Below are 12,741 nucleotides of genomic sequence, written 5' to 3' on the forward strand. Positions count from 1 at the left end.
AGATAGCTATCTCACCTTTTTCTTTGCAGACACTGCCAAATTATTCAGCAGCTTCTTCAGCTTCGTCTTCGATACCTAGCAGCTCAACTTCAAATACCAGTGTTGAGTTAGCTGGAATTTTACCAAGGTTACGAGTGCCGTATGCAAGCTCCGCTGGAATCGTAAACTTATACTTAGCGCCAGTGTTCATTAACTGTAGACCTTCAGTCCAACCAGCAATAACTTGATTTAGGTTGAAAGTGGCAGGTTCATTACGTGCGTAAGAACTATCGAACTCAGAACCATCTAGCAGTGTACCTTTATAGTGTACTGTCACCTTGTCTGTTGCAACAGGCTTTTTACCATCGCCTTCGCTTAGCACTTCATACTGAAGACCTGACTCAGTTACCTGAACGCCTTCTTTCTTTGCGTTTTCAGCTAGGTACTTATCACCTTCCTCTTTATTCTTCTTCGCGTCAGCTTCAACCTTAGCAGCTTGCTTTTCACGAACAGAAGAATCTAGTGAAGTGAGTACTTCACGAATTTTTGCTTCATCCAGCTTAGCTTCACCAGCCAGTGCATCTTTAAAACCACGCATGAGTAACTCTTGATCAAGCTCAATGCCTAGCTCTTTTTTATCCGCTAAGTCTTTTTGCAAGAAGTTACCAACTGAAGCACCGATACCGTATGCTTGCTGTTGCACTTCTGTATCAAGCTTAACTTCAGCAGGCTTCTGCTCTTCTGCTTTTTTATTACATGCTACTAGTGCTAACACTGAAGCAGCAACGAGTGACAGTTTAATCGTCTGTTTCATTCTCAACTCTCCGACAGTCCCTACTATCAAAACACCAATGCTCGCGCAAGAGAGCTTGATATGCGGTGCCATTGTTAATTTTATATTAATAAGAAAAGGTGCTAGCCACATTAACATTCTCTGATCAGAATGCCAATATGCATTTGCTTGCCATTATCGCGTAACGACATTACGCTTTTAATACGCTAATATCAAAATAATATCTTGTTTTTAGTGCCTTTAGTCTACCTGTTGTAGACTTCGGAGTTAAGGAGGATTTACCTAATTTATGGTCAAACTCGTCAACATTAAGTGGACAAGCCTCCTCTTTGCATGCGCGATGCTCAGTTGCTTCACCTTAACCGGCTGTGGCCCTGATACTTCAAAAGCCGTTATGACCGTAGAACATGCTAGCAGAGGCGCATTTTCTGCTGCTATCTCTGCGGACGGTCACTACAGCCTTGTTTCTTCCATAGAGCATGGGGCCGTACTTTGGGATAATCAAGAGCAAGGCCTCAAATTTCAATGGCGACACTCTGATGCCCCCGATGATCTCATACACTCACTAGCTTTAGCTAATGACAACTCCACGGCCGTCACTGCCACTGATAAAACATTCGCCATCTGGAGCATCGAAAGCGGCCAAAACCTAGGATATTTTGAGATCGAGTCTGGCACTATTCGAGATATCGCAATTAGCAATGCGGGCCGATATTTACTCTATGCCCGCAGTGATAACGTTGTCGTTCACCTCGACTTAGAGAGTGGAAGGCGAATAGAGTTCCTTGGACATCAAGAAAATATCAATTCTATTGCCATGTCTCCCAATGGTCACTTTGCCTTAACCGGAGGCAACGACTATACCGCTTACTTTTGGGATACTAGAACGGGGCAAGTGATCCATCGCTTTAACCACCCAAGTCGCGTGACCAAAGTTGCATTAGACGACCAAGGAAGATTTGCTTTTACCGCAGATAGCATGAAAAAAGCGAGCATTTGGCAATTAACTTCTGGTGATCTCAAAGCGCAATTACAGTATATTGCTCGCCAGAAAATTTTCAGTGCAGTGCGCTTTAATCAAGACGCAACGCTCTTGGCTACCGGCTCACCTAACCGCGAGCTTATTTTATGGCAAGTGAGTGATGGCGAACGATTGCAAACTTGGCGTGTACAACCCCGGGAGGGGAGCCGCCCCAAGTCTGCGGTTGTATTTGACGTTGCTTTTCAAGACCGAGACACTGCACTGTTAACCGAAAGTTCCAGCGGACTACTGGAAAAATTTGCGCAGGTGAAAAAGCCATGAATGAAATCGAAAACAGAATTACTGAGCTTGAGGCTAAGCTTGCCTTTCAAGAAGATACAATCGAAACCTTAAATGAAGAGTTAAAGGCACATCAGCAGCGCTTGGCTAAAATGCAACGACAAATTGAGCTATTGGCAGAGAAAATGAAAGAAGGCCGCGATCCGGGTTTAATGCCTCAACATCAAGAGCCACCACCACCGCACTACTAACAGACTAATTGAAAACCGGGGTGAACACTCACTCCGGTTTGAACACCCCAATGACTTGCTCAAACTGGCGTGTAGAAGCCTGTACCGCGTCTTTCGGCTGTGACATTACATGGCCACACTCAACACATTCAACTTTTTCAACATCATGCTCTTTGTAGAGCATCATTACGTCGATTTTTTGGCATTCTGGACAACTCGCCCCTGCAATAAAACGCTTCTTAACTTTCAACTCGACACCTCTAATGAACACTGAGTCTAAGGTTTGTCATTTTATCCTAATTTTATTTGTCATGATACGCTTGGAGTAAGTGATTGGATCCATGCTATGATGCGCGCAATTTAGACAGACTTTTAGAATTATGATCCAACTTTCTGATATCGAGCTACTTCGTGGCAGTAAAACACTGCTAAAACAAGCTAATGCAACGCTTTACCCACAACATAAGGCGGGCCTTGTCGGTGCCAATGGTTGTGGTAAATCCTCTCTCTTTGCGCTACTAAAAGACGAGCTGCAACTCGATTCTGGTGATTTTTCTATTCCAAAAGATTGGTCTATTGCATCGGTAAAACAAGAAACCCCAGCACTCTCTATTAGCGCACTCGAATATGTACTACAGGGACACCCTGAATACTATGTATTGAGAACGCAGCTACAACAAGCGGAGCGGGATGGTGATGGTGAACTACAAGCAAAAGCACACCAACAGCTAGAAAACATCAAAGGGTACAGTATTGAAGCCAAAGCGGGTGAACTACTCCATGGCCTTGGTTTTAGCAATGAACAGATAGAGTTTGCCGTTAGCGACTTTTCTGGAGGTTGGCGCATGCGCTTGAACCTTGCGCAAGCGCTGATCCGCGATGCTGATTTATTGCTTCTGGATGAGCCAACCAACCACTTGGACTTGGACGCTGTTTATTGGCTAGAACGCTTTTTGCGCGCCTATCAGGGTACATTAGTGCTTATTTCTCACGACCGCGAATTTTTAGATGCGGTTGTTAGCGAGATTTGGCATATCGACCAACAGCAGATCAACGTCTATAAAGGTCACTATTCTCAGTTTGAGCGTCAAAAAGCAGAGCGTATGGCACAGCACCAAGCGCTTTACGAGAAGCAACAAGAAACGATTGCACATTTAGAGAAGTTTATTACCCGCTTTAAAGCGAAAGCGAGTAAAGCAAAACAAGCGCAAAGTCGTGTGAAGGCCCTTGAACGCATGGAAATGCTCGCGCCCGCTCATGCAGATTCACCATTTAATTTTGAATTTGCAGATCCAACAAGCTTGCCTAATCCATTGATGACACTAGAGCAAGCCAAAGCGGGCTATGGTGACGTTACCATTTTGCATGACATCAAGCTTAACCTCGTCCCAGGTAGCCGTATTGCGTTACTTGGCCGTAACGGCGCAGGTAAATCGACCCTAATCAAGTTACTTGCCGGCGATTTAACTCCACAAGCTGGTGAAGTGTTTCAACACCAAGGATTAAATGTAGGCTATTTTGCTCAGCATCAGCTTGAATCTCTCGATCTTGAGGCCAGTGCGGTTACCCATATTCAACGTCTAGACCCTAAAGTACCAGAGCAGCTTATTCGCGATTTCTTGGGCGGTTTTGCTTTTCATGGTGATAAGGCCCTCGAACCCGTTGCGCCGTTTTCTGGTGGCGAAAAAGCACGACTCGTACTTGCAATGCTAGTGTATCAAAAGCCTAACCTGCTGTTACTCGATGAGCCGACTAACCACCTAGATTTAGAAATGCGACACGCACTTGTGATGGCCTTACAAGGTTTTGAGGGTGCAATGGTAACGGTTTCCCACGATCGCCACATGCTGAAAAATACCGCTGACGAGTACTATTTAGTTGATAATGGGACCGTTTCTCAGTTCGGCTATGACTTAGATGCCTACTACCAATGGCTTATGAATGCCAATAAAGAGCAAGCGAAACCAAGCGCCTCAGAGGCTGAAACAAAGCAAAACTCTAATGCCAACCGTAAAGAGCAAAAGCGTCTTGAAGCCGAGTTCAGAAAAGCCATTCAACCGTTGAAAAAGTCGATTGAAAAACTCGAAAAACAGCTCGACAAGCTCACTGAGCAAGCAGATGAAATTGAGCAAGCTTTGGCTGACAACAGTCTATACACGGACGAGAACAAGGCAAAATTAAGTGACTTACTGGCAAGACAAGCCAAAATAACCCCAGAGCTTAATGACACAGAAGAAAACTTATTAATGGCACTGGAAGAGTTAGAAGAAAAGCAAAACCATTTCGATGAGACTGGAGAGATATGCTAAGTCGTGAAGACTTTTGGCAGTTTGCCTGTGAATTCTACAGCCGCCCGCAAATGCAATCGCGGCTGCTGAATTTGCAAGATGCTGCAGACAAAAATATCAACCTCTGTTTATTACTTTGTTACCTCGACACTTTAGCACTGACAATTACCCCCGAAACCCTAGCGGCACTGGTAACGACTGCTAAGCAGTTTGACCAAGCGGTGTTACAACCTCAACGCGCGATCCGCCATACCCTAAAAACACATCATCAAGACTACCAAAACTATAAAAAGTTACGAGCTGCGATGCTGACAGCAGAGCTTGAGCTTGAAAAGCGTCAACAAGCGCTATTGCTGGAGACATTAAAGCGATTTTCGTTTGCGCCACTGCAATCATGTAGCAATGTGCTGCTCTATTTGAGCCAGAGTGAGTACGACGCTTTATTCAATAAGACTGACTTCTAAACCATTCAATCAATATAAGCCCTGTTATTTACCCAACTTAGATATAAAACCTGATCGAGATCAAGCCTTTGCCTAGGTTTAATTTCACTCCGGATTGAAACTTGATCTTGATCATATCAAGCCCCTCAGACCTCCACTACTATTTATTCATCGACAAATTAGGAGGCACAGCCATGAACGTATTCTTTAGAGACTTTTTTTCCGACCCTGTGTTGTTTCTGTCTTTTGGCTTTTTAGGGATTGTAATTTTGCTGTGCTGTTATTACGTCTACTTTTTCATTAAAAAAGTCATGGACGCTGAAGTACCTAACGAACAATAGAACAGATTAAAATGTATTACCTTGAGGCGATTGAAGAATAAGTAGTAGAAGATCGGCTCGGCGTAGTTCCCCAACTTGCAGAATTAAGCACGACGCACAAAGCACCTTATCAGTTTACTGGTCGGGTGCTTTTTATTTGCTTAACCCTCACCTGATAATACGTTAAACTGGCCAAAACCTGTTTTGCAACTGGATAGCTTCCTTTCTTTGCTTTGCGAGCAACCGTCAAAAAGACGCAGTGTCTATTATGAATCAAGCCATGAAAACAATAACAGCCAACAATTACGAATTTAAACCCGCTTGGTGGATGCGCAACCGCCATGCCCAAACCATACTTCCGCGATTCTTCAGGCCTAGATTACAAGTGCCCGTCGACTATGAAACACTAGACACACCAGACGATGATTTTTTAGAACTTGCATGGGCAAAACACGGCGATAAATCGGCACCGTTGGTTGTTGTGTTGCATGGGCTAGAAGGTAATATCAACAGCTTTTATGCAAAAGGCCTATTAAAAGCGTTGGTACACCATGGTTTTGATGCCGTATTGATGCACTTTCGCAACTGCTCACGTGAAGTGAATCGCCAAGCTAGAGCTTATCATAGCGGTGAAACCTCAGATCTTGGCTTTTTTATAGACACGCTAAAAGCCCGCTTTCCTAAACGGCCATTATTTGCGGTTGGTTTCTCGCTCGGCGGTAATGTACTTGCCAAATACTTGGGAGAAACCAAATCACAAAGCGGTCTTGAGGCTGGCGTCGTCGTCTCAGCGCCTTATCACCTTTCTTCCTCTTGTCAGGTGATCAGAAAGAGCTGCTTTAAGCTCTATCAAAAATACTTGCTAGACAGGATGAAGAAGTCTTTTTCACGTAAGCTAGACACCATCCAATCGCAAATTAGGATAGACAAGTCTGCTCTGTATGCCATTAATGACCTATGGCAATTTGACGATAAGATAACCGCACCACTACATGGCTTTAACGGTGCGGAAGATTATTACGCGCAAGCAAGTTCGCAGCCCTACTTAACCCAGATCACAACACCAACACTCCTAATACACGCCGAAGATGACCCCATGCTATCATCGCAAGCCGTGCCTACAGCCGCTCAGGTTAACTCACCAGTGACGCTTGCAGTGAGCCCACACGGTGGTCACGTAGGGTTTATTTCGGGAAGTAACCCCTTTAAACCTAAGTTTTGGCTAGAAAGCGTTATTCCACAGTATTTACAACAAATTTATAGTAAGGCTAAGTAGTATGCTCATTCCCTATCAACAACTTCCACAAGAGACACTGGACAACCTTATTGAGCACTATGTGCTTCGTGAAGGAACAGACTATGGCGATACTGAAGTCAGCACCGAGAGCAAAGTAGCGCAAGTGAAAGCACAACTAAAATCCGGAGAAGCACTGATCGTTTTCTCGGAATTACATGAGTCGGTGAATATTGTTAGCAAACAACAATTTCAAGCAATGCAAGCACAAGAAGATTACGAGTATCAACGCATAGAGTAGGTGCTATAGCGCCAAACTCATCTGTTTTTTAAGCTTAACCGCTTGGCGACGAGAGATTTCAACTTCACCACCGTAGGTAAGCTGTGCTTGTAAACCATAGTTAATCGTTTCTTCTAACTCTTCAATGGCGTCCAAGCGAATAATATCACTGCGACTTGCGCGGAAATACTGGTTAGAATTGAGCCTACTTTCAATTTTAGATAACGAACTGTGAAGATAAGCTTTACCCTGAGCGGTGTAAATAGCAGCGTGATTACCAATACTCTCAAAACGTGTAATATCACCAAGCTGAATAATCTTCATTTTATCTGCGATCTTTACCATCAGTTTAAACTCATCCTCAAGAGCAGCAGACTCGCTTTGGTCGGCCAAAGCCTGAAGCTTGTCGAGTGCGGTTTGCAGCCGAGTAGCCACCACTGGTTTCAATAAGTAATCAACTGCATTAAGAGAAAAAGCGTCGACAGCAAACTCGTTATACGCAGTACAAAACACAATAGGTATTTCACCTTGCAGTTGCTGCGCCAACTCAATGCCTGTGCCGCCAGGCATTTCAATATCTAAAAATAAGGCATCTATCGTATGTAGCTCTAATAATTGTGCCGCTTCCATAATGTTTTCAGCTTCAGCAACGACTTTCACTTGCGGGTGGGCTTTTAGCAAGCGATTCAATTCCACCCTTGCTAACGGCTCATCGTCAACCAGCATCACATTAATTGTTGTTTTTTGATTCATACGGGATCTCCAATGTGGCCTGGAAAAGCCCACCGCCATCATTTACTGTTAACTTTGCACTTTTGTTATACATCAAGGCTAAACGCGCTTGAATGTTCTTTAGCCCCTGCTGGGTGCCAGTTTGAACGCGAGTGGGATCATACGGGTTAGTCACTGAGATGTGAATATTTTGCGCTTTTCTAACCACCTGAATTGCAATTTCCCCTCCTTTTGGCAGATGTGCAATACCGTGTTTCACCGCATTTTCTAACAAAGTAAACAGCGACATGCTGGGGAGATGAATATTGTAAAAGCTCTCTAGTTCCTGAGTTGTAACTGATAAGCGCTTACCTAGTCGCACTTGTTCTATACCAAGAAAATCCTCACATACTTTCCACTCTTCTTTTAAAGTGACCAGTGCTCGCATATCCTGCATTAAGTTATAGCGAAATAGCTCTGAGAGCTGAGTTACCACTTCTGCGGCCTTATCTTTATCTTGATAAATCAACGCTCGGATCGTATTCAAGGAATTGAAAAGGAAGTGAGGGTTTACCTGATTCATAAGATTGGCTAACTGTTGTTCTTGAAGTTGCTTTGCTAACACTCTCTTTTCCCGCCTTGTAACAATCCCCAAATAGCAACCTGACCAAAGCCAAAAGTAGCCGATATAAAATAGTAGTGTCGCCAAGTCACTGGTTTTTACTTTTTCCCCTCCGAGCGCCTCATCATTGTCATGAATTCTTAGACTAGACACTTCTTCCGTACTTTCTATTGTAACAACCTGCTTCACAAGTTTGACGCCGAGCGCAAAATGCAAAGGGGCACACATGAGTGATATCAGCATCAATGTAAGAAGGTTCGCTCTTGCTTTACCTCGGTATACTGCCCAGCGTTTCGCAAAATTACGAAGTACAAAGTGACTAATTAATATAAAACTAAGTGCACCTAATATCGTGCGAAGGAATAGTAGAAATAATCTTTCATCACCGAGATCAAACATTAATATTGCAGTAAACATGTTGGTTGAGATCATTGCTAAGAACACAAAAATCTGACACTTCCAATATGTACGCATCGGTGGCCTCCTCTTTTTATCTTTTATCTGGTTGGAGGCCATCATACTGAAAATTAATAAATAGTACCGCAAAACTTGTCTCAAAGAGGCCAACTTGTTAACCTTTTCTGCAATTAAAAACGATAAAGTAAGTTAACAAATACACTCTTCTCATCACCAATTTGCTTATAACCATAACTTGGCTTGATCCCGCCCTCTGCAAGTTTTTTCTCAAACGTAATAGAGTATCCAAAGTCACTTGTTAGATCGCTATTTCTGTATTCGATAGCTGGTACAATTGTAAAATCACCTAAATAATTAAGACGCATACCCAAGGCTGATGTATCATATTGTGTAGTTGAAGCGTGACCAGAAAGCTCTAGGCTGTCATATAGCACACCAACTTCAGCAAATATTTGCAACGAGTCAGAAAAGGTTAAATTCAAACCAAATTCCATTTCCTTCTGCTCAACCGTGTTCTGCTCTTTTGAGGCAATACGGTAATCTACCCGAAAATATGCAGTCGCAGTATCAACGACGCCTGACTTTGTTGGCGTAATATCAATTGCCTTACGGTAGTTAAGCCCTAGACCAAAGTCAGCCACTGCATTGTCTACATCTATATAAATTGCATCGATACCGAAGCCGCCCGCCATAACATTTGACGCTTCAGCATGGATATTTTCCTCAAGTGTACTGGCTTGTACAGTCGTTCCAGCCAACAATAGAGCAAGTGATAACATAGCTTGTGTTTTCTTTTGTAGTGACGCTCTCATTTTTCTTTCCTTTATTTTCATTATTTGTTTTGTCTGGAAAAAATAATAACGAGCTCCCCACCATTCGAGTTGTAGATAATGACGAGCGGTAAAAAAAAGTGATAAACGTAAAATATTGAGGATGAACGTATACTTGTTACAATCAGATTTCTATAACTATAAAGGAAAGGCAATTTTATGAAGCTCGGCACTGCTCTTTGCGCTCTCGCGCTGGCTGTTTCTAACGCTTATGCAACTGAATACAAAGCCTCTGAGCGCGCAGTTAAACTCGCTCACGATAACATCCTAATTGATACACACATCGACGTTCCATATCGCATCCAAAGTAAATGGGATGATGTTAGCCAAGCAACCGAAAGCGGTGATTTTGACTATCCTCGCGCGGTAAAAGGCGGCCTTAATGCGCCATTTATGTCTATTTATATTCCAGCTAACTTAGAGTTTGAAGGTAAAGGTAAAAGCTATCAACTCGCTAATCAACTGATTGACGGTATGGAAGCTTTAGCGCACCGTGCACCAGATAAATTTGCAATGGCTTACAATACCGACGACATTTATGCGCAATTTGACAGTGGTATTATGTCTATCGCGATGGGTATGGAAAATGGCTCGCCCATTGAAGGTGAGATGGAGAACCTTAAGCATTTTTATGACCGAGGCGTACGCTATATCACCTTAGCACACTCGCAAAGCAACCATATTTCTGACTCTTCTTATGACATACGCCGAAAATGGAAAGGCCTAAGCCCATTTGGTAAAGAGCTTGTGGTTGAAATGAACAAAATTGGTATGCTCATTGATGTATCACATATTTCCGATGACGCCTTTTATCAGGTTATGGACATTTCAAAAGTACCGGTCATTGCTTCACATTCATCCCTGCGTAAGTACACACCTGGTTTCGAGCGCAATATGGATGACGAAATGCTCAAAGCCTTGGCAAAGAATGGCGGCGTGATCCAAATTAACTTTGGTTCGAGCTTTGTGACGGCAAAAGCTGGTGCTTGGTATGACAAACGTGACGAAGCACAAAAAGAAGCTAAAGATAAAGATCGCACTGACTTTAGAGCGGCATTTAGAGCGAAAAACCCGTTCCCATTTGCCACACTTGATCAAGTGCTAGATCACATTGACCACGTCGTTAAGTTAATAGGGATAGATCACGTAGGCATTGGTTCAGATTACGATGGTGTGGGCGACTCACTACCGGTTGGCCTGAAAGACGTGTCAACGTATCCAAATCTTGTGCAAGGCCTCTTAGACAGAGGCTACAGCGACACTGATATCAAAAAGATTCTAGGTGGCAATACCCTGCGCGTATGGAAACAAGCCGAGGCTTACGCAAAGAAGTTTGCTAAATAATCTCAGGGTAAATAATTGTTCAACCCACTGATTTTATAAGGTGTGCCGCACGGCACACCTTACAATACCTTAGACTTTAAACTGAGATAATTCGTCCACCAATTTGTTGGTGACTCGCAGCACATCGTCCGAAATTTGATGCGTTTCTCCAGACAACCGCTCGCCATCCAATGTTTTGTCATTTAAATCAGTTAGATTACTGCTAATCTCAGTAGATACTGCATTTTGCTGCTGGGTTGCATGGGCGGTTTGCTCTGAAAGCTCAGTCACTTTCACCGCACTTTGTGCAATTAACTCCAATAGCTCCGTTGCCTTCGTAAAACTTTCTACTGCAACATCAACATACTGCTTACCATCTTCAATGGTTTTTTGTGAGTCCTCTACGCTATGTGAGAATGCTTCCAACATCTTCTGAATATCATTAGTGCTGTCTTGTGTTCGAGTGGCCAGTGACCTAACCTCGTCAGCTACTACTGCAAATCCACGACCTTGCTCACCTGCTCTTGCTGCTTCAATTGCCGCGTTGAGCGCTAATAAATTGGTTTGCTCAGCGATCCCACGAATAACATCGAGCACTTGCGTAATGTTTTCAGAGTTTTTTTGTAAAGCTAACGAGCTGGAGAGTGCCGCTTCCATATTATCAGCAAGATGAGTGATTTTTTGTTTTGAATCTGCTAACACCGTTTTACCTTGTGCTGCGTAGCGATGTGAAGCTTCAGCTTCTTTCAATGAGTTTTCTGCCACCGACGAGACTTCTTGGCTTGAGTGACTAAGCTGGTGCACAGCGCTAACAATGGTATGTGATGACTTACCAAGCGAGTCGATTAAATCATGGCACTGTGTGGCATAATGACTGAGCTTTGACGACAAACTCGACAGCTCGCCACCATCTTTCACAAGGGCTGTAACCATAGCCTGTAAACTTTCGAGAAAATGATTAAAGTTTAGCGACAGCTTTGCAAACTCATCATTGCCTTTGATTTCGATGCGACCAGTTAAGTCTCCGTCCCCAGAGGCAATTTCAGAGATCCTATTCGACACAAAATTTATCTGCTGTGCTAGCTGGCGAGGAATTCGATAGGCAATCCAACAAGCAATACCAAGTAGGAACAAGGCACCTACGCCAAGTCCCCACTTTATTTGAGTCACCTCAGCAACGACTAACGCACGACTTGCAGCAGATTTTCCATCTGCTAACTCACCTGCTTTATCAAGCACATCACGAACTGCACCGAATAACTTGGCCGACTCAATTTGAAGCGCTTTATCTGTCGGGGTTTTAATACTCGCCACCGTAACGCGATACCAACTTTGAAAGTCCGCATCAAAAGTTGCAAAACTACCAAGCTCACTCTGGTGGAGTGACATAAACTGAAGATACTTTTGATAGCGCTGTTTCACCTGCTCGGCGTTTTCTTCAAAATCCACCCGCTTATCTTCACCAGCCAACAATTTGAGGTAGGCTTCTTGAGCTTGATAAAAGTCTCTATCCGCATTGAGTACCACTGACACGGCTTTTAAATAGTTTTCAGTTTGGAGCTCAAGTGCCGATTGCACTTTATTGAGCAACACTGAAAAACCAAAAAACACAAATAGCAGCACGATCGTCAACATAGCCGTAGGCAACGAACTTTTGACTCGAATACTATGTAAATCCATCTTCACACACCTCAAATAAGAGATAGTAAAAGCCTAGACCATATAAAGATTTATAGACAAATATTCGTAATACCAATTAGCTTAAGTAAGTGCTCTTTTTTAGGCGATGATCTAATGAGTAAATACTCAGTCTCAGAATCAACAAAATGAAGATTTGTGAGTTTTAGATTGTGTCGGAAAAGCAGGCTAACTATAGAACAAAGTTTAAACTTCAGTACCAATAAAATTGGTTGCGGGAGCCATTAATTTATGAAAAGTGAACCGATGAATTTCGGGAGAGTTCTTTAGATTATACAGTCCAATTAAAAATTGGTTGCGGGAGCCGGATTT

Annotated in this window: 14 protein-coding genes; 8 read left to right on the forward strand and 6 right to left on the reverse strand. The window is 43.2% G+C overall.

Features of this window, described 5'->3' with window-relative positions; genetic code table 11:
- Nucleotides 1–40: 40 nt before the first annotated feature.
- On the reverse strand, nucleotides 41–793 hold the full coding sequence (gene fkpA / locus CWC03_RS17205; RefSeq protein WP_026001096.1) for an FKBP-type peptidyl-prolyl cis-trans isomerase: 753 nt from the start codon (nucleotides 791–793) through the stop codon (nucleotides 41–43).
- 268 nt (nucleotides 794–1,061) lie between these two features.
- Between fkpA and CWC03_RS17210 the strand changes: the two genes are divergently transcribed.
- Nucleotides 1,062–2,075 carry a WD40 repeat domain-containing protein gene (locus tag CWC03_RS17210; RefSeq protein WP_138582928.1) on the forward strand — a complete coding sequence of 338 codons (1,014 nt, stop codon included), beginning with the start codon at nucleotides 1,062–1,064 and terminating at the stop codon, nucleotides 2,073–2,075.
- Nucleotides 2,072–2,284 carry a SlyX family protein gene (locus CWC03_RS17215; protein WP_010374533.1) on the forward strand — a complete coding sequence of 71 codons (213 nt, stop codon included), beginning with the start codon at nucleotides 2,072–2,074 and terminating at the stop codon, nucleotides 2,282–2,284. Before CWC03_RS17210 ends, CWC03_RS17215 begins: the two co-directional genes overlap by 4 nt.
- A gap of 28 nt (nucleotides 2,285–2,312) precedes the next feature.
- Here the strand turns inward: CWC03_RS17215 and CWC03_RS17220 are convergent, their stop codons facing one another.
- Entirely contained in the window at nucleotides 2,313–2,513 is a 201-nt protein-coding gene (locus CWC03_RS17220) for a YheV family putative zinc ribbon protein (protein WP_010374531.1), read from the reverse strand.
- Between the two features lie 130 nt (nucleotides 2,514–2,643).
- On the opposite strand from CWC03_RS17220, the gene CWC03_RS17225 reads away from it, so the two are divergent.
- The 5 genes from CWC03_RS17225 to CWC03_RS17240 all read left to right on the forward strand — a co-directional run bounded on the left by CWC03_RS17225 (nucleotide 2,644) and on the right by CWC03_RS17240 (nucleotide 6,849).
- A complete protein-coding gene (locus tag CWC03_RS17225; RefSeq protein WP_138582929.1) occupies nucleotides 2,644–4,572 on the forward strand; it encodes an ATP-binding cassette domain-containing protein in 1,929 nt (642 codons plus the stop codon).
- Entirely contained in the window at nucleotides 4,566–5,015 is a 450-nt protein-coding gene (locus tag CWC03_RS17230; protein ID WP_138582930.1) for a TIGR02444 family protein, read from the forward strand. The genes CWC03_RS17225 and CWC03_RS17230 overlap by 7 nt, the downstream gene beginning before the upstream one ends.
- Nucleotides 5,016–5,188: 173 nt before the next feature.
- Complete coding sequence (locus CWC03_RS23515) at nucleotides 5,189–5,335, forward strand: hypothetical protein (RefSeq protein WP_010374526.1); 147 nt, start codon at nucleotides 5,189–5,191, stop codon at nucleotides 5,333–5,335.
- Between the two features lie 247 nt (nucleotides 5,336–5,582).
- Nucleotides 5,583–6,590 carry a hydrolase gene (locus tag CWC03_RS17235; RefSeq protein WP_138582931.1) on the forward strand — a complete coding sequence of 336 codons (1,008 nt, stop codon included), beginning with the start codon at nucleotides 5,583–5,585 and terminating at the stop codon, nucleotides 6,588–6,590.
- Between the two features lies 1 nt (nucleotide 6,591).
- Complete coding sequence (locus tag CWC03_RS17240; protein WP_138582932.1) at nucleotides 6,592–6,849, forward strand: YheU family protein; 258 nt, start codon at nucleotides 6,592–6,594, stop codon at nucleotides 6,847–6,849.
- Between the two features lie 3 nt (nucleotides 6,850–6,852).
- Here the strand turns inward: CWC03_RS17240 and CWC03_RS17245 are convergent, their stop codons facing one another.
- From CWC03_RS17245 to CWC03_RS17255, 3 genes are all read right to left on the reverse strand, one after another.
- Nucleotides 6,853–7,581: a LytR/AlgR family response regulator transcription factor gene (locus CWC03_RS17245; RefSeq protein WP_138582933.1), complete on the reverse strand. Its 729-nt coding sequence runs from the start codon at nucleotides 7,579–7,581 to the stop codon at nucleotides 6,853–6,855.
- Nucleotides 7,559–8,635, reverse strand: a complete 1,077-nt coding sequence (locus CWC03_RS17250; RefSeq protein WP_171040274.1) for a sensor histidine kinase — start codon at nucleotides 8,633–8,635, stop codon at nucleotides 7,559–7,561. Before CWC03_RS17250 ends, CWC03_RS17245 begins: the two co-directional genes overlap by 23 nt.
- Before the next feature lie 113 nt (nucleotides 8,636–8,748).
- Nucleotides 8,749–9,390, reverse strand: a complete 642-nt coding sequence (locus CWC03_RS17255; RefSeq protein WP_138582935.1) for a hypothetical protein — start codon at nucleotides 9,388–9,390, stop codon at nucleotides 8,749–8,751.
- Nucleotides 9,391–9,567: 177 nt separating this feature from the next.
- On the opposite strand from CWC03_RS17255, the gene CWC03_RS17260 reads away from it, so the two are divergent.
- Complete coding sequence (locus tag CWC03_RS17260; RefSeq protein ID WP_138582936.1) at nucleotides 9,568–10,752, forward strand: dipeptidase; 1,185 nt, start codon at nucleotides 9,568–9,570, stop codon at nucleotides 10,750–10,752.
- Nucleotides 10,753–10,821: 69 nt separating this feature from the next.
- Here the strand turns inward: CWC03_RS17260 and CWC03_RS17265 are convergent, their stop codons facing one another.
- Entirely contained in the window at nucleotides 10,822–12,411 is a 1,590-nt protein-coding gene (locus CWC03_RS17265) for a methyl-accepting chemotaxis protein (protein ID WP_138582937.1), read from the reverse strand.
- Nucleotides 12,412–12,741 lie beyond the last annotated feature (330 nt).

The organism is Pseudoalteromonas sp. S2755 (assembly GCF_005886535.1).
In the GTDB taxonomy this organism is placed as follows: domain Bacteria; phylum Pseudomonadota; class Gammaproteobacteria; order Enterobacterales; family Alteromonadaceae; genus Pseudoalteromonas.

Excerpts from the sequence above, each read along its gene's own strand:
- CWC03_RS17225 (WP_138582929.1), top strand. The coding sequence starts at position 2,644 with ATGATCCAACTTTCTGATATCGAGCTACTTCGTGGCAGTAAAACACTG.
- CWC03_RS17245 (WP_138582933.1), bottom strand. The coding sequence starts at position 7,581 with ATGAATCAAAAAACAACAATTAATGTGATGCTGGTTGACGATGAGCCG.
- CWC03_RS17235 (WP_138582931.1), top strand. The coding sequence starts at position 5,583 with ATGAATCAAGCCATGAAAACAATAACAGCCAACAATTACGAATTTAAA.
- CWC03_RS17255 (WP_138582935.1), bottom strand. The coding sequence starts at position 9,390 with ATGAGAGCGTCACTACAAAAGAAAACACAAGCTATGTTATCACTTGCT.
- CWC03_RS17215 (WP_010374533.1), top strand. The coding sequence starts at position 2,072 with ATGAATGAAATCGAAAACAGAATTACTGAGCTTGAGGCTAAGCTTGCC.
- CWC03_RS17240 (WP_138582932.1), top strand. The coding sequence starts at position 6,592 with ATGCTCATTCCCTATCAACAACTTCCACAAGAGACACTGGACAACCTT.
- CWC03_RS17210 (WP_138582928.1), top strand. The coding sequence starts at position 1,062 with ATGGTCAAACTCGTCAACATTAAGTGGACAAGCCTCCTCTTTGCATGC.
- CWC03_RS17265 (WP_138582937.1), bottom strand. The coding sequence starts at position 12,411 with ATGGATTTACATAGTATTCGAGTCAAAAGTTCGTTGCCTACGGCTATG.
- fkpA (WP_026001096.1), bottom strand. The coding sequence starts at position 793 with ATGAAACAGACGATTAAACTGTCACTCGTTGCTGCTTCAGTGTTAGCA.
- CWC03_RS17260 (WP_138582936.1), top strand. The coding sequence starts at position 9,568 with ATGAAGCTCGGCACTGCTCTTTGCGCTCTCGCGCTGGCTGTTTCTAAC.
- CWC03_RS17230 (WP_138582930.1), top strand. The coding sequence starts at position 4,566 with ATGCTAAGTCGTGAAGACTTTTGGCAGTTTGCCTGTGAATTCTACAGC.
- CWC03_RS23515 (WP_010374526.1), top strand. The coding sequence starts at position 5,189 with ATGAACGTATTCTTTAGAGACTTTTTTTCCGACCCTGTGTTGTTTCTG.
- CWC03_RS17250 (WP_171040274.1), bottom strand. The coding sequence starts at position 8,635 with ATGCGTACATATTGGAAGTGTCAGATTTTTGTGTTCTTAGCAATGATC.